This window comes from Pseudomonas sp. ES1 (assembly GCF_050586605.1).
Classification (GTDB): Bacteria; Pseudomonadota; Gammaproteobacteria; order Pseudomonadales; family Pseudomonadaceae; genus Aquipseudomonas; species Aquipseudomonas sichuanensis.
In genome coordinates, this window is sequence record NZ_JBOBDM010000036.1 from 16,861 (window position 1) to 41,459 (window position 24,599).

Annotated in this window: 24 protein-coding genes; 22 read left to right on the forward strand and 2 right to left on the reverse strand. The window is 61.3% G+C overall.

Features of this window, described 5'->3' with window-relative positions; genetic code table 11:
• Positions 1-329 precede the first annotated feature (329 nt).
• The 9 genes from ACQ4N9_RS16025 (at position 330) to ACQ4N9_RS16065 (ending at position 7,296) form a co-directional block, all read left to right on the forward strand.
• On the forward strand, positions 330-1,079 hold the full coding sequence (locus ACQ4N9_RS16025) for an electron transfer flavoprotein subunit beta/FixA family protein (RefSeq protein ID WP_390969688.1): 750 nt from the start codon (positions 330-332) through the stop codon (positions 1,077-1,079).
• A complete protein-coding gene (locus ACQ4N9_RS16030; RefSeq protein ID WP_390969690.1) occupies positions 1,080-2,009 on the forward strand; it encodes an electron transfer flavoprotein subunit alpha/FixB family protein in 930 nt (309 codons plus the stop codon).
• Between the two features lie 83 nt (positions 2,010-2,092).
• The gene (locus tag ACQ4N9_RS16035; RefSeq protein ID WP_125859465.1) at positions 2,093-2,914 is read left to right on the forward strand and encodes a substrate-binding periplasmic protein; all 822 of its coding nucleotides are present in this window, start codon (positions 2,093-2,095) and stop codon (positions 2,912-2,914) included.
• A gap of 9 nt (positions 2,915-2,923) precedes the next feature.
• On the forward strand, positions 2,924-3,277 hold the full coding sequence (locus tag ACQ4N9_RS16040; RefSeq protein ID WP_390969693.1) for a DUF4398 domain-containing protein: 354 nt from the start codon (positions 2,924-2,926) through the stop codon (positions 3,275-3,277).
• A complete protein-coding gene (locus ACQ4N9_RS16045; protein WP_390969694.1) occupies positions 3,274-4,083 on the forward strand; it encodes an OmpA family protein in 810 nt (269 codons plus the stop codon). Before ACQ4N9_RS16040 ends, ACQ4N9_RS16045 begins: the two co-directional genes overlap by 4 nt.
• A gap of 207 nt (positions 4,084-4,290) precedes the next feature.
• Positions 4,291-5,733: a PLP-dependent aminotransferase family protein gene (locus tag ACQ4N9_RS16050; protein WP_110993999.1), complete on the forward strand. Its 1,443-nt coding sequence runs from the start codon at positions 4,291-4,293 to the stop codon at positions 5,731-5,733.
• 61 nt (positions 5,734-5,794) lie between these two features.
• Positions 5,795-6,295: a hypothetical protein gene (locus ACQ4N9_RS16055; protein ID WP_390969696.1), complete on the forward strand. Its 501-nt coding sequence runs from the start codon at positions 5,795-5,797 to the stop codon at positions 6,293-6,295.
• A 107-nt stretch (positions 6,296-6,402) separates the two neighbouring features.
• On the forward strand, positions 6,403-6,657 hold the full coding sequence (locus ACQ4N9_RS16060) for a YkgJ family cysteine cluster protein (RefSeq protein WP_125464891.1): 255 nt from the start codon (positions 6,403-6,405) through the stop codon (positions 6,655-6,657).
• Between the two features lie 33 nt (positions 6,658-6,690).
• Complete coding sequence (locus ACQ4N9_RS16065; RefSeq protein ID WP_390969698.1) at positions 6,691-7,296, forward strand: START domain-containing protein; 606 nt, start codon at positions 6,691-6,693, stop codon at positions 7,294-7,296.
• 87 nt (positions 7,297-7,383) lie between these two features.
• On the opposite strand, the gene gltA is transcribed toward ACQ4N9_RS16065, so the two are convergent.
• Positions 7,384-8,673, reverse strand: a complete 1,290-nt coding sequence (gltA, locus tag ACQ4N9_RS16070; protein WP_110993995.1) for a citrate synthase — start codon at positions 8,671-8,673, stop codon at positions 7,384-7,386.
• A 351-nt stretch (positions 8,674-9,024) separates the two neighbouring features.
• Here gltA and sdhC point away from each other — a divergent pair, with 351 nt between their 5' ends.
• The 11 genes from sdhC to ACQ4N9_RS16125 all read left to right on the forward strand — a co-directional run bounded on the left by sdhC (position 9,025) and on the right by ACQ4N9_RS16125 (position 23,135).
• Positions 9,025-9,411, forward strand: coding sequence for a succinate dehydrogenase, cytochrome b556 subunit (gene sdhC, locus ACQ4N9_RS16075; RefSeq protein WP_110993994.1), 387 nt, complete (start codon positions 9,025-9,027; stop codon positions 9,409-9,411).
• A complete protein-coding gene (sdhD, locus tag ACQ4N9_RS16080) occupies positions 9,405-9,773 on the forward strand; it encodes a succinate dehydrogenase, hydrophobic membrane anchor protein (protein WP_110993993.1) in 369 nt (122 codons plus the stop codon). Before sdhC ends, sdhD begins: the two co-directional genes overlap by 7 nt.
• 3 nt (positions 9,774-9,776) lie before the next feature.
• Positions 9,777-11,549, forward strand: a complete 1,773-nt coding sequence (gene sdhA / locus ACQ4N9_RS16085; protein ID WP_110993992.1) for a succinate dehydrogenase flavoprotein subunit — start codon at positions 9,777-9,779, stop codon at positions 11,547-11,549.
• A gap of 11 nt (positions 11,550-11,560) precedes the next feature.
• Positions 11,561-12,265 carry a succinate dehydrogenase iron-sulfur subunit gene (locus ACQ4N9_RS16090; RefSeq protein WP_008091906.1) on the forward strand — a complete coding sequence of 235 codons (705 nt, stop codon included), beginning with the start codon at positions 11,561-11,563 and terminating at the stop codon, positions 12,263-12,265.
• A gap of 246 nt (positions 12,266-12,511) precedes the next feature.
• Positions 12,512-15,343 carry a 2-oxoglutarate dehydrogenase E1 component gene (locus ACQ4N9_RS16095; RefSeq protein ID WP_110993991.1) on the forward strand — a complete coding sequence of 944 codons (2,832 nt, stop codon included), beginning with the start codon at positions 12,512-12,514 and terminating at the stop codon, positions 15,341-15,343.
• A gap of 42 nt (positions 15,344-15,385) precedes the next feature.
• Positions 15,386-16,612, forward strand: coding sequence for a 2-oxoglutarate dehydrogenase complex dihydrolipoyllysine-residue succinyltransferase (gene odhB / locus ACQ4N9_RS16100; protein WP_390969702.1), 1,227 nt, complete (start codon positions 15,386-15,388; stop codon positions 16,610-16,612).
• Between the two features lie 96 nt (positions 16,613-16,708).
• Positions 16,709-18,145 (forward strand): dihydrolipoyl dehydrogenase, encoded by a 1,437-nt coding sequence (gene lpdA / locus ACQ4N9_RS16105; protein WP_012273351.1) that lies wholly within the window; start codon positions 16,709-16,711, stop codon positions 18,143-18,145.
• A 172-nt stretch (positions 18,146-18,317) separates the two neighbouring features.
• Positions 18,318-19,484 carry an ADP-forming succinate--CoA ligase subunit beta gene (gene sucC, locus ACQ4N9_RS16110; RefSeq protein ID WP_008091914.1) on the forward strand — a complete coding sequence of 389 codons (1,167 nt, stop codon included), beginning with the start codon at positions 18,318-18,320 and terminating at the stop codon, positions 19,482-19,484.
• On the forward strand, positions 19,484-20,368 hold the full coding sequence (gene sucD, locus ACQ4N9_RS16115; protein ID WP_110993989.1) for a succinate--CoA ligase subunit alpha: 885 nt from the start codon (positions 19,484-19,486) through the stop codon (positions 20,366-20,368). Before sucC ends, sucD begins: the two co-directional genes overlap by 1 nt.
• A gap of 438 nt (positions 20,369-20,806) precedes the next feature.
• Positions 20,807-22,120 (forward strand): branched-chain amino acid transport system II carrier protein, encoded by a 1,314-nt coding sequence (gene brnQ, locus ACQ4N9_RS16120; protein WP_390969706.1) that lies wholly within the window; start codon positions 20,807-20,809, stop codon positions 22,118-22,120.
• A 265-nt stretch (positions 22,121-22,385) separates the two neighbouring features.
• Positions 22,386-23,135 carry a DUF599 domain-containing protein gene (locus ACQ4N9_RS16125; protein ID WP_390969707.1) on the forward strand — a complete coding sequence of 250 codons (750 nt, stop codon included), beginning with the start codon at positions 22,386-22,388 and terminating at the stop codon, positions 23,133-23,135.
• Between the two features lie 67 nt (positions 23,136-23,202).
• On the opposite strand, the gene ACQ4N9_RS16130 is transcribed toward ACQ4N9_RS16125, so the two are convergent.
• Positions 23,203-23,475, reverse strand: a complete 273-nt coding sequence (locus ACQ4N9_RS16130) for a hypothetical protein (RefSeq protein ID WP_125464887.1) — start codon at positions 23,473-23,475, stop codon at positions 23,203-23,205.
• Between the two features lie 136 nt (positions 23,476-23,611).
• Between ACQ4N9_RS16130 and ACQ4N9_RS16135 the strand changes: the two genes are divergently transcribed.
• Together ACQ4N9_RS16135 and ACQ4N9_RS16140 are read left to right on the forward strand one after the other, a co-directional pair.
• Positions 23,612-24,088 (forward strand): PaaI family thioesterase, encoded by a 477-nt coding sequence (locus ACQ4N9_RS16135; protein WP_390969709.1) that lies wholly within the window; start codon positions 23,612-23,614, stop codon positions 24,086-24,088.
• The gene (locus ACQ4N9_RS16140) at positions 24,085-24,543 is read left to right on the forward strand and encodes a PaaI family thioesterase (RefSeq protein ID WP_390969711.1); all 459 of its coding nucleotides are present in this window, start codon (positions 24,085-24,087) and stop codon (positions 24,541-24,543) included. Before ACQ4N9_RS16135 ends, ACQ4N9_RS16140 begins: the two co-directional genes overlap by 4 nt.
• Positions 24,544-24,599: the final 56 nt, after the last annotated feature.

A 24,599-nucleotide genomic window follows, 5' to 3' on the forward strand; every position in this document is an offset into this window, starting at 1 on the left:
GGCCAATTTGGCGTATTGACCGGATGGGGTGTTACGGTCAAGATACGAGCGCTTTTACGCTCGCCGTAGGCTGACCGTCGGGCGCAGGTGCACCCCTAAAGACCAGGCGTGGAGCAGGGTTTACGGGCCGAATCAGGTTTTGTAGTGGAGTCTACACGCCACGACAGAAAATGACCCGCGGGTTTTACCCCGAAGGGTCGTAACAGGACTGATCGGTCATCTGAATTCTGCCGGCTCCAGAACGTTTTTAGAGGTGCCCTTGTACCCACGCGCATTCGCCGGGCAGCCCCCAGGCGACATTCTTTTCACCGGAGAGTAACGAGGAATCCATGAAGGTTCTTGTAGCTGTCAAACGAGTGGTCGACTACAACGTCAAGGTTCGCGTCAAGGCGGACAACTCCGGCGTCGACCTTGCAAACGTCAAGATGTCCATGAACCCCTTCTGCGAAATCGCCGTGGAAGAAGCCGTCCGCCTGAAGGAAAAGGGCGTGGCGAGCGAGATCGTCGTCGTTTCCGTCGGTCCGACCACGGCCCAGGAGCAACTGCGTACCGCCCTGGCCCTGGGTGCCGACCGCGCCATCCTGGTCGAAGTCGCCGATGAGCTGAACTCCCTGGCCGTGGCCAAGGCGCTCAAGGCCGTTGTCGATAAAGAGCAGCCACAGCTGGTCATCCTCGGCAAGCAGGCGATCGACAGCGACAACAACCAGACCGGCCAGATGCTGGCTGCGCTGACCGGCTACGCCCAAGGCACTTTCGCCTCCAAGGTGGAGCTGGCCGGCGACGAGGTCAACGTCACCCGTGAAATCGATGGCGGCCTGCAGACCGTTGCGCTGAACCTGCCTGCGATCGTCACCACCGACCTGCGCCTGAACGAGCCGCGCTACGCGTCGCTGCCGAACATCATGAAGGCCAAGAAGAAGCCGCTGGAGACCGTTACTCCAGACGCGCTGGGCGTGTCCATCGCCTCCACCACCAAAACCTTGAAAGTCGAAGCGCCTGCTGCCCGCAGCGCTGGTATCAAGGTCAAGTCGGTGGCCGAACTGGTCGAGAAGCTGAAGAACGAAGCGAAGGTAATCTAAATGACTATCCTGGTTGTCGCTGAACACGAAAATGGTGCCGTAGCCCCGGCCACCCTGAACACCGTTGCCGCCGCTGCCAAGATCGGTGGTGATATCCACGTGCTGGTCGCAGGCCAGAACGTCGGTGGCGTTGCCGAAGCTGCCGCCAAGATCGCCGGTGTTGCCAAGGTGCTGGTTGCCGACAATGCCGCCTACGCCCACGCCCTGCCGGAAAACGTCGCGCCGCTGATCGTCGATCTGGCGAGCGGTTACAGCCACGTGCTGGCTCCGGCCACCACCAATGGCAAGAACATCCTGCCGCGGGTTGCCGCACTGCTGGACGTCGACCAGATCTCCGAGATCATCTCGGTCGAATCCGCCGACACCTTCAAGCGCCCGATCTACGCCGGTAACGCCATTGCCACCGTGCAATCGAGCGCTGCGGTCAAGGTCATCACCGTGCGTACCACCGGCTTCGACGCCGTGGCCGCTGAAGGTGGTTCGGCTGCTGTCGAAGCTGTCGCTGCCGCGCACGACGCCGGCAAATCGGCCTTCGTCGGCGAAGAGCTGGCCAAGTCCGATCGCCCAGAGCTGACCGCTGCCAAGATCGTCGTTTCCGGCGGCCGTGGCATGGGCAACGGTGACAACTTCAAGCACCTGTACAGCCTGGCCGACAAGCTCGGCGCCGCTGTCGGCGCTTCGCGCGCTGCGGTTGACGCAGGCTTCGTGCCCAACGATATGCAGGTCGGCCAGACCGGCAAGATCGTCGCGCCACAGCTGTACATCGCCGTCGGTATCTCCGGCGCGATCCAGCACCTGGCCGGCATGAAGGACTCGAAAGTGATCGTCGCGATCAACAAGGACGAAGAGGCGCCGATCTTCCAGGTTGCCGACTACGGCCTGGTCGCCGACCTGTTCGAAGCGGTTCCGGAGCTGGAAAAGCTGGTCTGATCCGCCTGCTTCACCTATAAAGAAGCCCGGCCCCCTTGGGGGTCGGGCTTTTTTTTGATTTTCAAGGCTGTAGGAGAGTTGGCATGGCGTTTCGCGCAAGCAAAGGGATCTTGGCCGGTGTGCTGGCGCTGCTGTCGGCACCGCTGCTGGCAGCCGGCAAGTGTGAACGCCTGGTGGTCACCGGTAGCCCGGATGCGCCGCCTTACTCCTGGCAGGACCCAAGCGACCCCAAACACCTGATCGGCGCCAATGTCGACCTGTTGCGCCAAGTGGCGGGGGAGTTGGGGGTAAAGGTCGAAGTGTTGTACGCCGGCAAGCGCGAACAGGCGCTTGAAGAAGTGCGCAGCGGGCGCATGGACCTGCTGCTCGACACGCCCATGCAGGTTACCCAGCTCACTGCGCTGGATTACATTCATCCCCCTTTGCAGCTTAACGAATACCTGGTGTGGACCCGGCACGACGCAGTGCTGGAGTTCAACGGTCCGGCAGACCTTGCCCGTTACCAGGGCGGCGTGTCGGAGAAGGCGCGGCTGACCCCGGCTTTCGAAGCCTTTACCAAGGCCCAGCTTAAGCTGGTTCCCGCGCAGAATCTGACTCAGGCGTTCCAGAGGCTGGTGCTCGGCCAGGTCGACTATGTGCTTGCAGGGCGCTACGCCGGCATGGCCATGGCCCAGAGCCTGGGGGTCGGCAACGACCTGATCGCCCGCGGCCTGCCAGTAGACCGGCCAGGCCTGTACCTGGCGGTGTCGCACAACTCGGCGTGCAACGACAGCTGGTTGCGCGGACAACTGGCGAAAAAGCTGACAGAATTGCCGATCTCCGGGGCGAGTGAGGCGGTATTGCAGCGCAATGTCGAGCGCTGGAAAGCGCAGATGCAGGCGCCGCTGGACGCCCCTAAACAGTAGGAAGAGTGTGTGAGAAGCCAACCCCTGATTCTTGCCTTGGCCGTGTTTGGCCTGGCCGGGTGTGCCAGTGATCCGGTGCCCCATGAACAACTGCGCCTCACCGAACAGGCGCTGCAGCAGGCCAAGGCGGTCGGCGCCACCGAGCAGGTGCCGGAGTTCAAGCTGGCCGAAGACAAGCTGGCCCGTGCCCAGGCCAACATGGCCAGCGAAAGCTACCGTGATGCGCGCATGCGTGCCGAGCAGGCCGAGCTTGATGCACGCCTGGCCGAGGCCCTGGTGCTGACGCAAAAGAGCGAAGAGCAGCTGCAGCTGTTGCAGACGCGGGTCAAGCGCCTGCGCAAGCAACTGGAGGTGCAGCCATGAGCCGTCTCAAGCCAATGGCCGCGCTGGCCTTGCTGGCGCTGGTCGGGTTGCAGGGGTGTGCCAGCCAGCGCAGCGAATCGGCACTGGATGACGCCACCGTTGCGTTCCAGAAGGTCAAGGATGACTCCGCCGTCCTGCGCAGTGCGCCGCGTGACGTGATCCGCGCCGGTGAGTCGCTGGGCCGGGCAGAGCGCCTGGCCGGCTATGTCGGTACTGGCAGCGATGTGCGTCATTACGCCTATCTGAGCCAGCGTTACAGTGAAATCGCTGCCGAGCACGCCAAGCTGGCGGTGAACCAGGAGCGCTTGACCAAGCTCGACCTCGAACGCCAGCGCCTGCAGCTGGCCTTGCGTGAGGCCAAGCTGGCCAGCGTTCAGCAGCAGGGCAAGTTTGTCGAGGCGCAGATTGCCGCATTGGCCTCTGAGCAGACCGACCGCGGCCTGGTGATGACCCTGGGCGATGTGCTGTTCGACACCGGCCAGGCGGAGCTCAAGAGCTCGGCCAGCCGCACCGTGCTCAAGCTGGTGCAGTTCCTCCAGCTCAACCCGCGCCGTGTGGTGCGGATCGAGGGCTACACCGACAGCACTGGCACGCCCGAGGACAACCTCAAGCTGTCGCGCGATCGTGCTCAGTCGGTGGCCGACATGCTGGTTGACCTGGGTATCGACGAGAAGCGCATCGAAGTCGAGGGCTATGGCGACCAGTATCCGGTCGAGGCTAACGCCTCGGAGCGGGGCAGGGCGCAGAATCGCCGGGTCGAGATCGTTTTCTCCGATGACAAGGGCAAGCTCGCTCCAGCGCGCTGAGCCAGCTCCCGCAGGGTCGCGATGCGGCCCTGTGTTCCCTGCGTTCGTCGGCGCACGGTCGTTGTTGTTCATCTTGTAGCTGTCACGCAACTGTATTGTTGACTATCCTGCGATCTGTCCCAGTACACTTTGCAACTGTTACGGTATTCTGGCTCAGCTGTGAGTCGCACAAGAACAACGATCCCGTCCGCGCTTCGAGAACACGCCATGACCAACCTGCTGTTGTACCAGCGCATCGCCCAGCAACTGGCCGATGACATCCGCCGTGGTGTCTATCAGCCTGGTGAGCGGGTGCCCTCGGTGCGCAAGATGAGTGCCCAGCTCAACGTCAGTCATGCCACCGTGCTGCAGGCGTATGCCAATCTCGAGGACCAGGGCCTCATTCGTGCGCGGCCACAGTCGGGCTACTACGTACACCAGACGCCGGCCCTTACAGCGCAGACGCCGGATATCGCCCGGGTCGAACGCCCCGGCCTGGTTACCCGCGCCAGTATCATTCAGCAGGTCTTGACCGAAGCGCGGCGCGACGGCGTATTCCCCTTCGGTGCGGCGGTGCCTCATGTCGATTACCTGCCGGTGCGTGCCCTGCACCAGCAAATCGCCAAGGTGACCCGCTTCCACAGCCCGCGTGCCTTCAGTTACATGTTCAGCCCTGGCTTCGAGCCGCTGCGCAGGCAGATTGCCATTCGCATGCGCGATGCCGGTGTGCTGGTCGACCCGCGCGAAGTGGTGGTGACCCATGGTTGTGTCGATGCGCTGCAGATGTCGTTGCGGGTGCTGACGCGCCCGGGTGACCTGATCGCCGCCGAGTCGCCAACCTACTACGGTTTGCTGCAGTTGGCCGACCTGCTGGGGTTGAAGGTGATCGAGATTCCCAGCGATCCCTCCACCGGCATCAGCCTCGAAGCGTTGCAGCTGGCTGCCAATCAATGGGCGATCAAGGCGTTGGTGCTGACCGCGCGCTTGAGCAACCCCTTGGGTGGCACCATCCCCGAAGAGCGGCAAAAACAACTGCTGCGCCTGGCCTCGGACTTCGATATTCAGATCGTCGAGGATGACATCTATGGCGAGCTGATGTTCGAGCAGGGGCGTACCAAGGCGCTCAAGGCCTTCGACCGCCTCGATCGGGTGATCTACTGTTCGAGCTTTTCCAAGACGCTGTCGCCGGGGGTTCGGGTCGGCTGGATGGTCGCCGGCCGTTATCAGGACGAGATCCAGCGCCTGCAGACCTTCACCACGCACTCGGCCTGCAGCGTGACGCAGATGGGGGTGGCGGCCTACCTGGAAAACGGCGGTTACGACCGCCACCTGCGCTATATCCGTCAGGAGTATCGCAAGAACCTCAGTGCCTACCAGTTGGCGGTACAGCAGCATTTCCCGGAGGGTACCCAGATGACCCGGCCGACAGGTGGTTTTATCCTGTGGGTCAGCCTGCCTGGGCGGGTCAACACCCAAGAGTTGCACGTGCGTGCGCTGGAGCAGGGCATCAGCATCGCGCCGGGGCTGATCTTCAGCAATACCGAGCAATTCAACCACTGCATCCGGCTCAACTGCGGTATTCCATGGAACAAAGAGGCCGAACGGGCGGTAATGACCCTGGGCTTGCTGGCCCAGCAACTGTGCCGGGAGTCGGCTGGCTCGCTCATGTAGGCTTGTCAGAAGGGCGGGGAACAGGGAGCATACGCGTTTTCCCAGCCTGCTCCCGGTATTCATGAAAGCGCTTCGCCCTCTGGCACTGATTCTGTCCTTATCGCTACCCTGGTATTCGGGGGGCTTGGTGCACGCCGCGCAACCGCCGGCCAAGGAACAGGCGCAGCAGGGCAAGGCTGCCAAGCCTGTGAGCAAGGTGGCGGCGAAACCTGTGGCCAAGGCGCCAGCCAAGCCGGCGGTCAAGTCGGCGGTCAAGCCCAAGCAGAAACCTGTCACGCGCAGCAAGGGCGTGAGCAAGGTGGCCAGTCAGCCTGTGCCCGCCGCGAAGCTCGACCTCAGTCTGCCGACCGACATGGTCAAGCACCTCAAGCCGGACGTTGGCGATGCGCCGTCGCCTCGCAAGCCATTGCTGCCTTCCATGTTCAGCGAAAAGCCGGTCACCGATGACAGCCCGTTCCAGCTCAATGGCCGGCTGATCAACAATGAAATGCAGCTGCAGCTGCGCAATGACAGCCGTCGCGATGTAGAGGGCGCGGCCATCGAATTCGAATTCCGCAACTGACTGCCGGGTCACTGGCGATTTCATCTGTGCGGCAATTTCAAACGTATGTTTGAGCGGTTAGTATCCAGGGACGTTCGTCCCGCTTTGCTCCTGGGAGTCCTGTTGTCATGAAATGCCGTGAGGGCTGTGGTGCCTGCTGCATCGCTCCGTCCATCAGCTCAGCCATTCCGGGAATGCCGCAAGGCAAGCCGGCTGGCGAGCGCTGCCTGCACCTGTCCATCGACAACCTCTGTGCCCTGTTCGGCAAACCCGAACGGCCGAAGGTGTGTGGTGGCTTCAAGGCAGAGGTGGATGTCTGCGGCAATGATCGTGACGAAGCCATTCGCATCATTGGTTGGCTGGAGCAAATGACGGCGGCGTGACTGTGCGGATCTTCTACAACAAGGAACAAGATAATGAGATCGTTCAAGCGTGTTGCTGTGTTGTGTGGCCTGAGTGTGCTGTTGGCGCCGGTAGCCTGGGCTGAAAGCTGGCAGGTGGCCAAGGACGAGGACGGCATCAAGGTGTCGCTCAGCGAAGTGCCGGGCTCAAAGTACAAGGCTTACCGTGGTGTAACGCTGATCAAGGCGCCGCTGGCCAAGGTCAGGGCGTTGCAGGAGGACGTAGCCGGGGCCTGTGCCTGGGTGCATGAATGCAAGTCGCAGAAACTGCTGAAGCATGAAGGTGACCAGAGCTGGACCTACACCCAGTTCAATACGCCGTGGCCGGTGACTCCGCGTGACTCGGTATTGCACATCACTACGGTCCAGGGCAGCGATGGCAGCTTGACCCGCACGCTCGAAGAGCAGCCCAAGTACCTGCCGGAAGAAAGCGGCTACGTGCGTGTTGCTCAGGTGCAGGGTTTCTGGAAGCTGGTACCCAAGGGTGACAGTACCGAAGTGACCTACCAGGTCCATACCGAGCCAGGTGGCAGCGTGCCGTCGTGGCTGGCCAACAAGTTCGTGGTTGATGCGCCGTTCAATACCCTCAAAGGGCTGCGCGAAAAGGCCGAGAGGCCCTGAGCTGTCAGCGCTCACCTAGGTGCCGCTGGATCGCAACGAAAAAGGCCGCCCCGAGGGGCGGCCTTTTTTGCGTTCGGCTCAGAAAGCTTACTTGCGGTCCTTCAGCTCGACGATGTCGCGCTTCTCGTAGCCGGTGTACAGCTGGCGCGGGCGGCCGATCTTGTACGGGCTGGAGAGCATTTCCTTCCAGTGCGAGATCCAGCCCACGGTACGTGCCAGGGCGAAGATCACGGTGAACATGCTGGTCGGGATGCCGATGGCCTTGAGGATGATGCCCGAGTAGAAGTCCACGTTCGGGTACAGCGAGCGCTCGACGAAGTACGGATCGGTCAGTGCGATCTCTTCCAGGCGCATGGCCAGTTCGAGTTGCGGATCGTTCTTGATGCCGAGTTCGCTGAGGACTTCGTCGCAGGTCTTCTTCATCACGGTGGCGCGCGGGTCGCGGTTCTTGTACACGCGGTGACCGAAGCCCATGAGCTTGAACGGATCGTTCTTGTCCTTGGCCTTGGCGATGTACTTGTCGATGTTCGAGACATCGCCAATTTCATCGAGCATGGTCAGTACGGCTTCGTTCGCACCGCCGTGGGCCGGGCCCCACAGTGCGGCGATACCGGCGGCGATACAGGCGAACGGGTTGGCACCCGAGGAACCTGCCAGGCGCACGGTGGAAGTAGAGGCGTTCTGTTCATGGTCGGCGTGGAGGATGAAGATCCGGTCCATGGCCTTGGCCAGCGTCGGGCTGATCGGTTTGATCTCGCACGGCGTGTTGAACATCATGTGCAGGAAGTTTTCCGCGTACGACAGGTCGTTGCGCGGGTACATCATGGGCTGGCCCATGGAGTACTTGTAAACCATCGCGGCCAGGGTCGGCATCTTGGCGACCAGGCGCACCGCGGAGATTTCGCGGTGTTGCGGGTTATTGATGTCCAGCGAGTCGTGATAGAACGCCGACAGGGCGCCGACCACGCCGCACATCACCGCCATCGGGTGGGCGTCGCGACGGAAACCGTTGAAGAACGACTTCAGCTGTTCGTGAACCATGGTGTGGTTCTTGACGGTGCTGACGAACTGGGCCTTCTGCTCGGCATTCGGCAGTTCGCCGTTGAGCAGCAGGTAGCAGGTTTCGAGGTAGTCCGACTGTTCGGCCAGTTGCTCGATCGGGTAGCCGCGGTGCAGCAGCACGCCCTTGTCACCATCAATGTAGGTGATCTTCGACTCGCACGAAGCGGTCGCCATGAAGCCGGGGTCGAAGGTGAAGTGGCCGGATGCCCCCAACCCGCGGACGTCGATAACATCAGGACCAACGGTGCCGGTTAAAATGGGCAGCTCGACGGGGGCATTGCCCTCGATGACCAACTGCGCTTTTTTGTCAGCCATGTGGCCTCCTATTAATGCTTGAAATCATCAGACAGACCCCCCACGCAGGGCCCGCACCACTATAGAGGGATAAATTCGAATGTCAATTTGCCTAAAGGCTGGTTGAAACGCCCTCTGAGGCCTGATTTTTCACGAAATTCTCGCCCGTTTACGCCTTTTGTTCACTAAAGGCAATGCGCTATTCGGGCGAGTCCCTTGCGTTGTCATAAGCAGCCTAACTGTCTATACTCGGCAGCCGACTCCCAGAGGCTTTCAAGCCTGCCCTGCTGGGTGTCGTGCTCTCCTGGGTGGTGGGTACCTGACCAGTACACTTACCAACAACTTTGCCCTGTTCGCTAGGGGCTCTTCAGTGTGAAAAAAGCCGTGAAAAGCCAACGACCTGTAAACCTAGACCTAAGGACCATCAAACTCCCGATCACCGCATACACGTCCATTCTTCACCGTATTTCCGGCGTCATCCTGTTCCTCGGCATTGCCATCATGCTGTACGCATTGGGCAATTCGCTGGGTTCCGAGGAAGGCTTTGCCGAGGTGAAGGCGTGTCTGACCAGTCCGCTGGCCAAACTGGTGACCTGGGGCCTGCTGTCCGGCCTGCTGTACCACCTCGTCGCAGGTGTGCGCCACCTGATCATGGACATGGGTGTCGGTGAGACGCTGGAAGGCGGCAAGCTGGGCTCGAAAATCGTGATCGTCATCTCCGTGGTGCTGATCGTTCTGGCAGGAGTTTGGGTATGGTAACTAACGTCACGAACCTCTCGCGTTCGGGCCTCTACGACTGGATGGCGCAGCGCGTCTCGGCGGTCGTTCTCGCGGCTTATTTCATCTTCCTGATCGGCTACCTCGCCGTTCACCCAGGGATCGACTATGCCCAGTGGCACGGTCTGTTCACCAACAACGCGATGCGCATCTTCAGTCTGCTGGCACTCGTCGCTCTGGGCGCTCACGCCTGGGTCGGCATGTGGACCATTGCCACCGACTACCTGACGCCGATGGCGTTCGGCAAGTCGGCGACTGCGATCCGTTTCCTGTTCCAGGCTGTATGCGGCGTTGCGATGTTCGCGTACTTCGTCTGGGGTGTGCAGATTCTCTGGGGTATCTGATTCATGGCTAACATTCCAACCATTTCGTTCGACGCCATCATCATCGGTGGCGGCGGCGCAGGCATGCGCGCAGCGCTGCAACTGGCTCAAGGCGGCCACAAGACTGCCGTAGTCACCAAGGTGTTCCCGACCCGTTCGCACACCGTTTCCGCCCAGGGCGGCATCACCTGCGCCATCGCTTCGGCCGACCCGAACGACGACTGGCGCTGGCACATGTACGACACCGTCAAGGGTTCCGACTACATCGGTGACCAGGACGCGATCGAATACATGTGTCAGGAAGGCCCGGCCGCGGTCTTCGAGCTGGACCACATGGGTCTGCCGTTCTCGCGTACCGAAACCGGCCGTATCTATCAGCGTCCGTTCGGTGGCCAGTCCAAGGACTTCGGTAAAGGTGGCCAGGCCGCCCGTACCTGCGCAGCTTCCGACCGTACCGGTCACGCACTGCTGCACACCCTGTACCAGGGCAACCTGAAAGCAGGCACCACCTTCCTTAATGAGTACTACGCCGTAGACCTGGTGAAGAACCAGGACGGCGCTTTCGTCGGTGTGATCGCGATCTGCATCGAAACCGGCGAAACCATGTACATCAAGTCCAAGGCCACCGTACTGGCCACGGGCGGTGCAGGCCGTATCTACGCCTCCACCACCAACGCCCTGATCAATACCGGTGACGGTATCGGCATGGCCCTGCGTGCCGGTGTGCCGGTGCAGGACATCGAGATGTGGCAGTTCCACCCGACCGGTATCGCCGGCGCCGGTGTACTGGTTACCGAAGGCTGCCGCGGTGAAGGTGGCTACCTGATCAACGCCCACGGCGAGCGCTTCATGGAGCGTTACGCGCCGAACGCGAAGGACCTGGCTGGCCGCGACGTGGTTGCCCGTTCCATGGTCAAAGAGATCATCGCCGGCAACGGCGTGGGCCCGAACAAGGACCACGTACTGCTGAAGCTGGACCACCTGGGCGAGGAAGTGCTGCACAGCCGCCTGCCAGGCATCTGCGAACTGTCCAAGACCTTCGCCCACGTCGACCCTGTGGTCGCGCCGGTGCCGGTCATCCCGACCTGCCACTACATGATGGGCGGCGTTGCCACCAACATTCATGGCCAGGCCATCACCATGGACGCCGAAGGCAAGGACCACATCATTCCGGGCCTGTTCGCCGTAGGCGAAGTGGCGTGCGTATCGGTTCACGGTGCCAACCGCCTGGGCGGCAACTCGCTGCTCGACCTGGTGGTGTTCGGCCGTGCTGCCGGCCTGCACCTGGAAAAAGCCCTGAGCGATGGCGTCGAGTACCGCGATGCCAGCGACACTGACGTCGACGTTGCCCTGAACCGCCTGAGCAAGCTCAACGAGCGCACCACCGGTGAAGACGTTGCCAGCCTGAAGCGCGAGCTGCAGAGCTGCATGCAGAACTACTTCGGTGTATTCCGTACCGGCGAATACATGCAGAAGGGTATCGAGCAGTTGGCCGGTCTGCGTGACCGTATCGCCAACGTCAAGATCAACGACAAGTCCCAGGCCTTCAACACCGCGCGTATCGAAGCGCTGGAGCTGCAGAACCTGCTGGAAGTTGCCGAAGCTACCGCCATTGCGGCCGAAGCCCGTAAAGAGTCCCGCGGCGCGCACGCCCGTGAAGACTTCGAAGACCGTGACGACGAGAACTGGCTGTGCCACACCCTGTACTACCCGGGTGAGAAGCGCGTTGCCAAGCGTGGCGTCAACTTTGCGCCGAAGACCGTTCCGGCCTTCGAGCCAAAAATCCGGACTTACTAAGGGTGGCTGCTATGTTGAAAGTCGAAGTTTACCGCTACAACCCCGACACCGACTCGGCGCCCAAGATGGAGTCGTTCGACGTCGATACCGGCGGCAAGGACCTGATGGTTCTGGACGTGCTGGCACTGATCAAGGAAAAGGACGAGGGCTTCTCGTACCGTCGCTCCTGCCGTGAAGGCGTGTGCGGTTCCGATGGCATGAACATGAACGGCAAGAACGGCCTGGCCTGCATCACCCCGCTGTCGGGCGTGGTCAAGGGCAACAAGCTGGTGCTGCGTCCGCTGCCAGGCCTGCCGGTCATTCGTGACCTGGTGGTCGATATGAGCATCTTCTACAAGCAGTACGAGAAGGTGAAGCCATTCCTGCAGAACGACACCCCGGCTCCGGCCATCGAGCGTCTGCAGTCGCCGGAAGAGCGTGACAAGCTGGACGGTCTGTACGAGTGCATTCTGTGCGCCTGCTGCTCGACCTCCTGCCCATCGTTCTGGTGGAACCCGGACAAGTTCCTGGGCCCCGCCGCACTGCTGCAGGCCTACCGTTTCCTGGCCGACAGCCGCGATACCAAGACTCAGGAGCGCCTGGCGTCCCTGGATGACCCGTTCAGCGTATTCCGCTGCCGCGGGATCATGAACTGCGTGAACGTTTGCCCCAAGGGTCTGAACCCGACCAAGGCAATCGGCCACGTACGTAACATGCTGCTGCAAAGCGGCACCTGATTCAAAGCGTTGTACCTGCAGTAAGCCGAGGTGCGGGTGGTGAGCCCGCACTGAGGTAAAACTCGGGCTAGGGCCCACAAAGCCCGCGCCCATTACCTATGAAGATATGAGACCAGCAGGGGCTTTCCGGGCTGGTACCCGGAAAATCAGCAAGATCCAAGTGGCGTGGTTCAGTCGCTGTGTTCGGACTTTTCCAGGTTTGCTGTGGCTCTCGCCGATCAGTCCCCTAACCGAGGGTGACCAAGCATGCAAGAAAGCGTGATGCAGCGCATGTGGGATAGCGCCCACCTTTCAGGTGGTAACGCTGCATATGTGGAAGAGCTTTATGAGCTCTACCTGCACGACCCTAACGCTGTGCCAGAAGAGTGGCGCACTTACTTCCAGAAGTTGCCCGCCGACGGCAGCACCGCTACCGATGTATCGCACTCGACAATCCGCGACCATTTCGTACTGCTGGCAAAGAACCAGCGCCGCGCCCAACCGGTTTCCGCCGGGAGCGTGAGCAGTGAACACGAGAAGAAGCAGGTTGAAGTGCTGCGACTGATCCAGGCCTATCGTATGCGCGGCCATCAGGCTGCCAAGCTCGACCCGTTGGGGTTGTGGCAGCGTCCTGCGCCTGTAGACCTGTCGATCAATCACTACGGCTTGACCAATGCCGATCTTGATACGACCTTCCGTGCCGGCGACCTGTTCTTCGGCAAAGAGGAAGCGAGCCTACGCGAAATCTTCGAAGCACTGCAGAAGACATATTGTCGCACCATTGGCGCCGAGTTCACCCACATCGTCGATTCCGAGCAGCGCAGCTGGTTCCAGCAGCGTCTGGAAAGCGTGCGTGGCCGTCCTGAATTCTCCGCCGACGTGCAGGCGCACCTGCTCGAGCGCGTCACGGCCGGTGAGGGCCTGGAGAAGTACCTGGGCACCAAGTACCCAGGCACCAAGCGCTTCGGTCTGGAAGGCGGCGAAAGCCTGATCCCGATGCTCGACGAGATGATCCAGCGTTCCGGCTCGTACGGCACCAAGGAAGTCGTGATCGGCATGGCCCACCGTGGCCGTCTGAACGTGCTCGTCAACACCTTCGGCAAGAACCCGCGCGAGCTGTTCGACGAGTTCGAAGGCAAGAAGATGAACGAGCTGGGCTCCGGTGACGTTAAGTATCACCAGGGCTTCTCCTCCAACGTGATGACCCCGGGTGGCGAAGTTCACCTGGCCATGGCGTTCAACCCTTCCCACCTGGAAATCGTCTCGCCAGTGGTGGAAGGTTCGGTGCGTGCCCGTCAGGACCGTCGCAACGACACGGTCGGTGACAAGGTGCTGCCGATCTCGATCCACGGTGACGCCGCATTCGCCGGCCAAGGCGTGGTGCTGGAAACCTTCCAGATGTCGCAGACCCGCGGTTTCAAGACCGGCGGTACCGTGCACATCGTGATCAACAACCAGGTTGGTTTCACCATCAGCAACCCGCTGGACTCGCGTTCCACCGAGTACTGCACCGACGTCGCCAAGATGATCCAGGCGCCGATCCTGCACGTGAACGGTGATGACCCGGAAGCCGTGCTGTTCGTGACCCAGCTGGCCATCGATTACCGCATGCAGTTCAAGCGTGACGTGGTCATCGACCTGGTCTGCTACCGTCGTCGCGGCCACAACGAGGCTGACGAACCGAACGGCACCCAGCCGCTGATGTACCAGCAGATCACCAAGCAGCGCACCACCCGCGAGCTGTATGCCGATCAGCTGATCAGCGCCGGCCGTATCGACGCCGAGCGTGCTCAGGCCAAGATCGACGAATACCGCAACGCCCTGGACAACGGTCTGCACGTGGTGAAAAGCCTGGTCAAGGAGCCGAACCGCGAGCTGTTCGTCGACTGGCGTCCGTACCTGGGCCACGCCTGGACCGCGCGTCACGACACCCGTTTCGACCTCAAGACCCTGCAGGACCTGTCGGCCAAGCTGCTTGAGCTGCCGGAAGGTTTCGTGGTTCAGCGCCAGGTCTCGAAGATCTACGAAGATCGCCAGAAGATGCAGGCCGGTGGCTTGCCGATCAACTGGGGTTATGCAGAGACCATGGCCTACGCCACCCTGCAGTTCGAAGGTCACCCGATCCGCATGACCGGCCAGGACATCGGCCGTGGCACCTTCTCGCACCGTCACGCGGTGCTGCACAACCAGAAGGACGCCAGCACCTACGTACCGCTGCAGAACCTGTTCCCGGGCCAGCCGAAGTTCGAGCTGTACGACTCCTTCCTGTCGGAAGAAGCGGTACTGGCCTTCGAATACGGCTACTCGACCACCACGCCGAACGCGCTGGTGATCTGGGAAGCCCAGTTCGGCGACTTCGCCAACGGTGCGCAAGTGGTGATCGACCAGTTCATCACCAGCGGCGAGCACAAGTGGGGCCGCCTGTGCGGTCTGACCATGCTGCTGCCGCACGGTTATGAAGGGCAGGGCCCGGAGCACTCCTCCGCGCGTCTGGAGCGTTACCTGCAGCTGTGCGCCGAGCACAACATCCAGGTCTGCGTACCGACCACCCCGGCACAGATCTACCATCTGCTGCGTCGCCAGGTCATCCGTCCGCTGCGCAAGCCGCTGATCGTCCTGACGCCGAAGTCGCTGCTGCGCCACAAGCTGGCCATCTCGACCTTGGAAGACCTGGCAGAAGGCTCGTTCCAGACCGTGATCCCGGAAATCGATACCCTCGATCCGGCCAAGGTCGAACGCCTGATCCTGTGCAGCGGCAAGGTCTACTACGACCTGCTGGAAAAACGCCGTGCCGAAGGCCGCGAAGACATCGCCATCGTGCGTATCGAGCAGCTGTATCCGTTCCCTGAGGACGACCTGATCGAAATCCTCGCGCCTTACACCAACCTCAAGCATGCAGTGTGGTGTCAGGAAGAGCCGATGAACCAGGGCGCCTGGTACAGCAGCCAGCACCACATGCGCCGTATCCTGGGCCGCCACAACAAGGCACTGGTCCTGGAATACGCCGGCCGCGACGCTTCTGCCGCGCCAGCCTGTGGTTACGCTTCGAAGCACGCCGAACAGCAGGAAAAACTGCTGCAAGACGCCTTCACTGTCTAACGCCTTCGCGCACCTGAAACCGAATTTAAGGAAACACAGATAATGGCTATCGAGATCAAAGCCCCAACCTTCCCGGAATCGGTTGCCGATGGCACCGTTGCCACCTGGCACAAGCAGCCGGGCGACGCCGTCAAGCGTGACGAGCTGATCGTCGACATCGAGACCGACAAGGTCGTCCTGGAAGTGCTGGCCACCGCCGACGGCGTGCTGGGCGCCATCGTCAAGGGCGAGGGCGACACCGTCCTGTCCGACGAAGTGCTGGGTTCGATCGTTGAAGGCGGCGCTGCTGCCGCTGCGCCTGCCGCCGCCGCTGCCCCGGCCGCTGCCCCGGCTGCCGCTGCTGCCGCCGACGCTGGCGAAGACGACCCGGTCGCCGCTCCTGCCGCGCGCAAGCTGGCTGAAGAGAACGGCATCGACCTGGCTGCCGTTGCCGGCACCGGCAAAGGCGGTCGCATCACCAAGGAAGACGTGGTTGCAGCCGTTGCCAACAAGAAGTCGGCTCCTGCCGCAGCTCCGGCTGCCAAGCCTGCTGCCGCTGCCGCCGCTGTTGTGGTTGCCGCTGGCGACCGCACCGAGAAGCGTGTGCCGATGACCCGCCTGCGCGCCAAGATCGCCGAGCGTCTGGTCGAAGCCCAGTCGAACATGGCCATGCTGACCACCTTCAACGAAGTCGACATGACCGAAGTCATGGCCCTGCGTTCGAAGTACAAGGACCTGTTCGAGAAGACCCACAACGGCGTACGCCTGGGCTTCATGTCGTTCTTCGTCAAGGCGGCTACCGAAGCGCTGAAGCGCTTCCCGGCAGTCAACGCCTCGATCGACGGCAACGACATCGTCTACCACGGTTTTGCTGACGTCGGCGTTGCCGTCTCCAGCGACCGCGGCCTGGTGGTTCCGGTTCTGCGTAACGCCGAGTCGATGAGCCTGGCAGAAATCGAGAACGGCATCGCCACCTTCGGCAAGAAAGCCCGTGACGGCAAACTGTCGATCGAAGAGATGACCGGCGGTACCTTCACCATCACCAACGGTGGTACCTTCGGCTCGATGATGTCGACCCCGATCGTCAACCCGCCACAGGCTGCCATTCTCGGCATGCACAACATCATCCAGCGTCCGATGGCCATCAACGGCCAGGTGGTAATCCGCCCGATGATGTACCTGGCGCTGTCCTACGATCACCGCCTGATCGACGGCAAGGAAGCGGTAACCTTCCTGGTAACCATCAAGAACCTGCTGGAAGATCCGTCTCGCCTGCTGCTGGACATCTAATCGCGCAGCTGCAAGCCGCAAGCCGCACGCTTCAAGTAGAAGCCTGCCGGTCTTGCAGCTTGCAGCTTGCCGCTTGAAGCTAAAAAGGAATCTTTTATGACCCAGAAATTCGACGTAGTGGTGATTGGTGCAGGTCCTGGCGGCTATGTAGCTGCCATCAAGGCTGCCCAACTCGGTCTGAAGACTGCCTGTATCGAGAAGTACACCGACGCCGAGGGCAAGCTGGCCCTGGGCGGCACCTGCCTGAACGTAGGTTGCATTCCTTCCAAGGCGCTGCTGGACAGCTCCTGGAAATACAAGGAAGCCAAAGAGAGCTTCAACGTCCACGGTATCTCCACTGGCGAAGTGAAGATGGACGTCGCCGCGATGGTTGGCCGCAAGGCCGGTATCGTCAAGAACCTGACCGGCGGTGTTGCCACCCTGTTCAAGGCCAACGGCGTTACTTCGATCCAGGGCCACGGCAAGCTGCTGGCTGGCAAGAAAGTCGAAGTCACCAAGGCTGACGGCACCACCGAAGTCATCGAAGCCGAGAACGTGATCCTGGCTTCCGGCTCGCGTCCGATCGACATTCCGCCGGCTCCGGTCGACCAGAACGTCATCGTCGACTCCACCGGCGCCCTGGAATTCCAGACCGTTCCGAAGCGCCTGGGCGTTATCGGTGCTGGCGTGATCGGCCTGGAGCTGGGTTCGGTCTGGGCTCGCCTGGGTGCTGAAGTCACCGTGCTGGAAGCCCTGGACACCTTCCTGATGGCTGCCGACACCGCCGTGTCGAAAGAAGCCCAGAAGACCCTGACCAAGCAAGGCCTGGACATCAAGCTGGGCGCTCGCGTGACCGGCTCGAAAGTCAACGGCAACGAAGTCGAAGTGACCTACACCAACGCCGAAGGCGAGCAGAAGATCACCTTCGACAAGCTGATCGTTGCGGTCGGCCGTCGTCCGGTAACCACCGACCTGCTGGCTGCCGACAGCGGCGTGACCATCGACGAGCGTGGCTACATCTTCGTCGACGATCACTGCGCCACCAGCGTACCGGGCGTATTCGCCATCGGTGACGTGGTTCGCGGCATGATGCTGGCCCACAAAGCCTCGGAAGAGGGCATCATGGTCGTCGAGCGCATCAAGGGCCATAAAGCCCAGATGAACTACGACCTGATCCCGTCGGTTATCTACACCCACCCGGAGATCGCGTGGGTCGGCAAGACCGAACAGGCGTTGAAAGCCGAAGGCGTTGAGGTTAACGTGGGCACCTTCCCGTTCGCGGCCAGCGGCCGTGCGATGGCAGCCAACGACACCGGTGGTTTCGTCAAGGTCATCGCCGATGCCAAGACCGACCGCGTACTGGGTGTACACGTGATCGGCCCGTCCGCTGCCGAGCTGGTTCAGCAGGGCGCGATCGCAATGGAATTCGGCACCAGTGCCGAGGATCTGGGCATGATGGTCTTCAGCCATCCAACCCTGTCCGAAGCGCTGCATGAAGCAGCGCTGGCAGTGAATGGCGGTGCCATTCACGTCGCCAACCGTAAGAAGCGTTAATTATAAGAAACCACGGCGGGCTGCCCGTCGTGGGTCTTGCGTGCAAGACTCACCGCGGAACGTCCGCCGGACCGGATCACACGGGAAAACCCGGGGTCAACGGTCACAGGTGGTGCGGCGCCAGTAATGGCGCAGCGCCGAAGCGCAGTACCTAACGAAGACGGTAAAAAGCATGAATCTTCACGAGTATCAGGGTAAGCAGCTGTTCGCTGAATACGGCCTGCCAGTTTCCAAGGGTTTCGCAGTCGACACCCCTGAAGCTGCAGCAGAAGCCTGCGACAAGATCGGCGGTTCCGAGTGGGTTGTTAAGGCCCAGGTTCACGCGGGTGGTCGCGGTAAAGCGGGCGGCGTCAAGCTGGTTCGCAGCAAGGAAGACGCCAAGGCGTTCGCTGCCCAGTGGCTGGGCAAGCGTCTGGTGACCTACCAGACCGACGCCAACGGTCAGCCAGTGACCAAGATCCTGGTCGAATCCTGCACTGACATCGCCAAAGAGCTGTACCTGGGCGCTGTAGTCGATCGCTCGAGCCGCCGCATCGTGTTCATGGCTTCCACCGAAGGTGGCGTGGACATCGAGAAGGTCGCTCACGAAACTCCTGAGAAGATCATCAAGGCGACTATCGATCCGCTGGTCGGCGCTCAGCCGTTCCAGGGTCGTGAACTGGCATTCCAGCTGGGTCTGGAAGGCAAGCAAGTTGCACAGTTCGCCAAGATTTTCGTAGGCCTGGCCAAGCTGTTCAAAGAACACGACCTGGCCCTGCTGGAAGTCAACCCGCTGGTCATCAAGGCCGACGGCGACCTGCACTGCCTGGATGCGAAGATCAATATCGACGCAAACGCCATGTACCGTCAGCCTAAGCTGAAAACCTTCCACGACCCGTCCCAGGACGATCCTCGTGAAGCCCACGCAGCCAGCTTCGAGCTGAACTACGTGGCGCTGGAAGGCAACATCGGCTGCATGGTCAACGGTGCCGGCCTGGCCATGGGTACCATGGACATCGTCAACCTGCACGGCGGCAAACCAGCCAACTTCCTCGACGTTGGCGGCGGTGCCACCAAAGAGCGCGTTACCGAAGCGTTCAAGATCATTCTGTCCGACAGCAATGTCGCGGCCGTTCTGGTCAACATCTTCGGCGGCATCGTTCGCTGCGACATGATTGCCGAAGGCATCATCGGTGCAGTGAAAGAAGTCGGCGTTAAAGTTCCGGTCGTCGTTCGCCTCGAAGGCAACAACGCTGAACTGGGCGCTAAAGTACTGGCAGAAAGCGGTTTGAACATCATTGCGGCAACCAGCCTGACCGACGCTGCTCAACAAGTTGTAAAAGCTGCGGAGGGCAAGTAATGAGCGTCCTGATCAATAAAGACACCAAAGTCATCTGCCAGGGCTTCACCGGCTCGCAGGGTACTTTCCACTCCGAACAAGCCATCGCCTACGGCACCAAGATGGTCGGCGGCGTTACCCCAGGCAAGGGTGGCACCACCCACCTGGGCCTGCCGGTGTTCAACACCGTCAAGGAAGCCGTACAAGCTACCGGCGCTGACGCTTCGGTGATCTACGTTCCGGCTCCGTTCTGCAAAGACTCGATCCTGGAAGCTGCCTTCGGCGGCATCAAGCTGATCGTCTGCATCACCGAGGGTATCCCTACCCTCGACATGCTGGATGCCAAGGTCAAGTGCGACGAGCTGGGCGTTACCCTGATCGGCCCTAACTGCCCAGGTGTCATCACCCCGGGCGAGTGCAAGATCGGCATCATGCCAGGCCACATCCACCTGCCAGGCAAGGTCGGTATCGTGTCGCGTTCCGGCACCCTGACCTACGAAGCTGTGAAGCAGACCACCGACGCCGGTTTCGGCCAGTCGACCTGCGTCGGCATCGGCGGTGACCCGATCCCAGGCTCCAACTTCATCGACATCCTGAAGCTGTTCCAGGAAGACCCGAAGACCGAAGCGATCGTCATGATCGGTGAGATCGGCGGTTCGGCTGAAGAAGAAGCCGCGGCCTACATCAAGGCGCACGTGACCAAGCCAGTGGTTTCCTACATCGCTGGTGTGACCGCTCCTGCGGGCAAGCGTATGGGCCACGCTGGCGCCATCATTTCCGGCGGCAAGGGCACTGCGGACGAGAAATTCGCCGCGCTGCAGGACGCTGGTGTGAAGACCGTGCGTTCCCTGGCTGACATCGGCAAGGCCCTGGCCGAGCTGACTGGCTGGGAAGCCAAGAAGTAAGTAACACGTAGTACCCCCCACGCGCACAAAGGCCACCTTCGGGTGGCCTTTGTCGTTTCTGGGTGGGGTGTTTCCACGGAATCCTGAAGACCCTCTGGTCCTTCTGTAGTCATGTTCAAGGCGATGCTGATTGCGTTGATCACGACGCTCGATCGCTTTCATAGGTTTTTTCGCACAGACAGCGCAGTAGATGCCTGACAAAATTTTCGCCGTCACAGAGTCATCCAGACGACAAACACATACGCACATCGGACAAGCAGCACCGTTGCAGTGCGTTTAGTGGGTAAAACGGTTACCCTACGCGTTCACTCTGTGCCCGTGCCCCAAAAGGGAACGACACGCTAAACGGGTCTGGCTCATCAAGCCGGGCAACATTTCCCTCATTCATGGGGAAATTCCCTCACGAACCCCGATTTCAGCAGTGTGGTACTACCTTAAATGAAAGTGTTAAAAGGCCAGGATATCCTGGCGCTTGGCTTTATGACGTTTGCGCTTTTTGTTGGCGCCGGCAATATCATCTTCCCGCCCATCGTTGGCTTGCAGTCCGGTCCACACGTGTGGATGGCGGCACTGGGCTTCCTCGTCACCGCGGTAGGCCTGCCGGTCATCACCGTGGTCGCGCTGGCCAAGGTCGGCGGCGGCATGGACGCCCTGAGCAGCCCGATCGGCAAGTTCTTCGGTGGCCTGCTGGCGGCCGTGTGCTACCTCTCGGTCGGCCCGCTGTTCGCCACCCCGCGCACCGCGACCGTCTCGTTCGAGGTGGGCGTGGCCCCGCTGACCGGTGAAAGCCCGCTGGCGTTGTTCATCTACAGCCTGGTGTATTTCCTCGTGGTGCTGGCTGTGTCGATGTATCCGGGCAAGCTGCTCGATACCGTCGGCCGCTTCCTCGCCCCGCTGAAGATCATCGCCCTGGCCGCCCTCGGCATTGCCGCGTTCATGCTGCCGGCGGGCACCATCGGTGAAGCGCAGCCGCAATACGTTGCCGCGCCGTTTTCCCAGGGCTTCATCAACGGCTACCTGACCATGGACACCCTCGGTGCGCTGGTCTTCGGCATCGTCATCGTCAACGCCATCCGTTCGCGCGGCGTGGAGTCGCCGAAGCTGATCACCCGCTACGCCATCATCGCCGGCCTGATCGCCGGTGTGGGCCTGGCGCTGGTGTACATCAGCCTGTTCCGCCTGGGCGCGGGCAGCCATGAAATCGCCGCTGGCGCCACCAACGGCGCGGCCGTTCTGCATGCCTACGTGCAGCACACCTTCGGCTCCCTGGGCAGCGGCTTCCTCGCCGTGCTGATCGCCCTGGCCTGCCTGGTGACCGCGGTTGGCCTGACCTGCGCCTGCGCCGAGTACTTCAGCCAGATCCTGCCGCTGTCGTACCGCGCCCTGGTGGTGATCCTGGCCGGCTTCTCGCTGCTGATCTCCAACCTCGGCCTGACCAAGCTGATCATGTTCTCGATCCCGGTACTCACCGCGATCTATCCGCCGTGCATCGTGGTGGTGGGCCTGAGCTTCGTCAAAGAGCTGTGGAACTCGCCGGTGCGCATCCTGGCGCCGGTAATGCTGGTGTCGCTGCTGTTCGGCATGGTCGACGCGATCAAGGGCAGCAGCCTCGCGCACATGCTGCCGGACGCCATGGCCCACCTGCCGCTGAGCGAGCAGGGCCTGGCCTGGCTGGTGCCTTCGGTGATCACCCTCGGCGTTGCCGTGGCCTGTGACCGCATGCTCGGCAAGCCGCGCGAAGTGCTGGCCTGATGCGATGAAGCCTGAGGGCTGGCGCCGGCCACAAGCCAACAGGGTGCCAGCCGCAGGTGAAAATCGAAAACCCCGCTGCCTGTGAAGGCGCGGGGTTTTTTATTGCCTGCCCCTACGCTATCGCGGGGCAAGCCCGCTCCCACGTTTGCGTCACAGTCCCGGAGCGTGGGAGCGGGCTTGCCCCGCGATTTTTTGCATGCCGCGTGCCTTTTGCCGAATCCAGGCGTCGAAAGCCGGTCTACCTCTTTTCTGTGCGGGTATCTGCATGAGCTTCATCCAAAACAACCTCGGCAATCTGCTGGCCGTGTGCTGGTTCGCCATCTGTTGGGGCGGTTACACCCGCTATGCGCTATGGAAAGGCCGCGACACGGCATGCCTGGCCAGCGTGCTGCACTTGTACCGCGAAGACTGGATGCGCCGCATGCTGCTGCGCGACAACCGCATCGCCGACGCCAGCGTGATTGGCAACCTGGAGCGCAATGCATCGTTCTTTGCTTCCAGTACCCTGATCATTCTCGCCGGCATCCTCACCGTGCTCGGTGCCTCCGACCGGGCGCTGTCGTTGTTGGCCGACCTGCCGCTGGTGCAGCAGGCCTCGCAGGGGATGTCGGAGATCAAGCTGTTGTGCCTGGCGACGGTGTTCGTCTACGCCTTCTTCACCTTCAGCTGGTGCATGCGCCAGTACAACTTCGCTGCGGTGCTGGTGGGGTCGGCGCCGATGATCGGCGAGCGCCAGGTGAGTGAACTGGAGCGCAATGCCTTCGCGTCGCGAGCGGCGCGGGTGTTATCCCTGGCGGCCAACCAGTTCAACCTCGGACTGCGTTCGTACTACTTCGGCATGGCCATGTTGAGCTGGTTCATCAGCCCGTGGCTGTTCATGGTCATGAGTGTCGGGGTGGTGTTCATTCTGTATCGCCGCGAGTTCCACTCCCATGTGCTTGAAGTGATGGTGTTCACGCCCACTCAAAGTGCAGCGGTAGAGGCAAGCAAGGAAACTTCGGTAATCAACAACTGAAGCGTTTCATCTAGAATCAACAGGCACAAAAAAACCCGACATTGTCGGGTTTTTTTGTTTTGGCCAATTACTGCTTGGCAGGCTCGCTCGGCGCTGGGGCAGCCGGAGTAGCCGGGGCAGCTTCTTCGGCGGCTTTCTGTTGCGCTTCGGCCTGATCTTTGGCGGCTTCGGCGTTTTCCTTGGCGGCTTCGTTCATCTTATCCTGAGCTTCGCCCATCTTTTCCTGGGCTTGCTCGGCGTGTTGCTGTGCGTCCTGGGCTTTGTCTTCGCTCGCTTTATCGCAAGCAGCCAGGCCCATGGCAGCGGCCAGCATCAGAGCAAAAGCAAAAGGTTTACGCATGGGGTGTCTCTCCTGGGTGGAATAACTTTACTTGTTCCTAAGAGTTCACCGCGGGCGGATAAGTTCCACGAATGTTAAAGATATATAACTGCCTGGCCTATATAGACTTTTCACTGATTTTATGCAGCGAGGGTGTATGAACGAAACGCCATTGATGGCCATGGCCGAGCGATTTCTCTCAGCCTTGAAACACTGCCAGTTATTGCAGATGCGCGTGCAGCATGCCGATGCCCAAGGCATGACCCTGGTGCTGCCCTGGTCGCCGGCGATTGTCGGCAATCCGCAGAACGGCGCGGTGCATGGCGGTGCATTGACCACACTGATGGACACCACCTGCGGCATGGCGACTTTATGCGCGCTGGAGCGTTTCGAGGTGTGCCCGACGTTGGACCTGCGCATCGACTACATGCACCCGGCCGAGGCCGGCAAGGACATCTATGGCCATGCCCAGTGCTACCGAGTCACCCGCGACGTGATCTTTACCCGTGGCAGTGCCTACCAGGACGACCCGTCGCAGCCGATCTGCCAGGTGGTCGGCACCTTCATGCGCCTGGGCCAGGACATCAAGGGCGGCATCCGCTTCGGCAACAGCCTCAAGGAGCCACGCCAATGATCCCTGCAGGCACTCGCCAGCAGTTGAACGAAGCCCACACCCGTGGCGATTACCGCCCGTTGCTGGCGCTGATTCCCTACGCCGGGCTGATCGGCATCGAATGCGAGCGCCAGGGCGACGACCTGTTGTTCCGCCTGCCGGCCTGCGAGAACAACATCGGCAACCCGCTGCTCCCGGCCATCCACGGTGGCGTCATCGCCGGCTTCATGGAGCTGTCCGCGGCGCTGTACCTGCTGATCTACAGCGAAAGCGCGAGCATCCCGAAAATCATTGATTTTTCCATCGACTACCTGCGTGCCGGCCACTACCGCGATACCTTCGCCCAGTGCCAGCTATGGCGCCAGGGCCGGCGTGTGACCAACGTTGCCATCACCGCCTGGCAGGCCGATCGCGACACGCCCATCGCCACCGCCCGTGCGCACTTCAAGATCGAACCCGAGAAACCGCTCGAATAGCCCCTTGAAATGGTCGGACAAGCCCCCATCTGCTGAACATCCGCCAAGAAATGCAG

Coding starts and splice junctions, on each gene's coding strand:
- ACQ4N9_RS16025 (WP_390969688.1), top strand. CDS start 330: ATGAAGGTTCTTGTAGCTGTCAAACGAGTGGTCGACTACAACGTCAAG.
- ACQ4N9_RS16030 (WP_390969690.1), top strand. CDS start 1,080: ATGACTATCCTGGTTGTCGCTGAACACGAAAATGGTGCCGTAGCCCCG.
- ACQ4N9_RS16035 (WP_125859465.1), top strand. CDS start 2,093: ATGGCGTTTCGCGCAAGCAAAGGGATCTTGGCCGGTGTGCTGGCGCTG.
- ACQ4N9_RS16045 (WP_390969694.1), top strand. CDS start 3,274: ATGAGCCGTCTCAAGCCAATGGCCGCGCTGGCCTTGCTGGCGCTGGTC.
- ACQ4N9_RS16050 (WP_110993999.1), top strand. CDS start 4,291: ATGACCAACCTGCTGTTGTACCAGCGCATCGCCCAGCAACTGGCCGAT.
- ACQ4N9_RS16055 (WP_390969696.1), top strand. CDS start 5,795: ATGAAAGCGCTTCGCCCTCTGGCACTGATTCTGTCCTTATCGCTACCC.
- ACQ4N9_RS16060 (WP_125464891.1), top strand. CDS start 6,403: ATGAAATGCCGTGAGGGCTGTGGTGCCTGCTGCATCGCTCCGTCCATC.
- ACQ4N9_RS16065 (WP_390969698.1), top strand. CDS start 6,691: ATGAGATCGTTCAAGCGTGTTGCTGTGTTGTGTGGCCTGAGTGTGCTG.
- gltA (WP_110993995.1), bottom strand. CDS start 8,673: ATGGCTGACAAAAAAGCGCAGTTGGTCATCGAGGGCAATGCCCCCGTC.
- sdhD (WP_110993993.1), top strand. CDS start 9,405: ATGGTAACTAACGTCACGAACCTCTCGCGTTCGGGCCTCTACGACTGG.
- sdhA (WP_110993992.1), top strand. CDS start 9,777: ATGGCTAACATTCCAACCATTTCGTTCGACGCCATCATCATCGGTGGC.
- ACQ4N9_RS16090 (WP_008091906.1), top strand. CDS start 11,561: ATGTTGAAAGTCGAAGTTTACCGCTACAACCCCGACACCGACTCGGCG.
- ACQ4N9_RS16095 (WP_110993991.1), top strand. CDS start 12,512: ATGCAAGAAAGCGTGATGCAGCGCATGTGGGATAGCGCCCACCTTTCA.
- odhB (WP_390969702.1), top strand. CDS start 15,386: ATGGCTATCGAGATCAAAGCCCCAACCTTCCCGGAATCGGTTGCCGAT.
- lpdA (WP_012273351.1), top strand. CDS start 16,709: ATGACCCAGAAATTCGACGTAGTGGTGATTGGTGCAGGTCCTGGCGGC.
- sucC (WP_008091914.1), top strand. CDS start 18,318: ATGAATCTTCACGAGTATCAGGGTAAGCAGCTGTTCGCTGAATACGGC.
- sucD (WP_110993989.1), top strand. CDS start 19,484: ATGAGCGTCCTGATCAATAAAGACACCAAAGTCATCTGCCAGGGCTTC.
- brnQ (WP_390969706.1), top strand. CDS start 20,807: ATGAAAGTGTTAAAAGGCCAGGATATCCTGGCGCTTGGCTTTATGACG.
- ACQ4N9_RS16125 (WP_390969707.1), top strand. CDS start 22,386: ATGAGCTTCATCCAAAACAACCTCGGCAATCTGCTGGCCGTGTGCTGG.
- ACQ4N9_RS16130 (WP_125464887.1), bottom strand. CDS start 23,475: ATGCGTAAACCTTTTGCTTTTGCTCTGATGCTGGCCGCTGCCATGGGC.
- ACQ4N9_RS16135 (WP_390969709.1), top strand. CDS start 23,612: ATGAACGAAACGCCATTGATGGCCATGGCCGAGCGATTTCTCTCAGCC.
- ACQ4N9_RS16140 (WP_390969711.1), top strand. CDS start 24,085: ATGATCCCTGCAGGCACTCGCCAGCAGTTGAACGAAGCCCACACCCGT.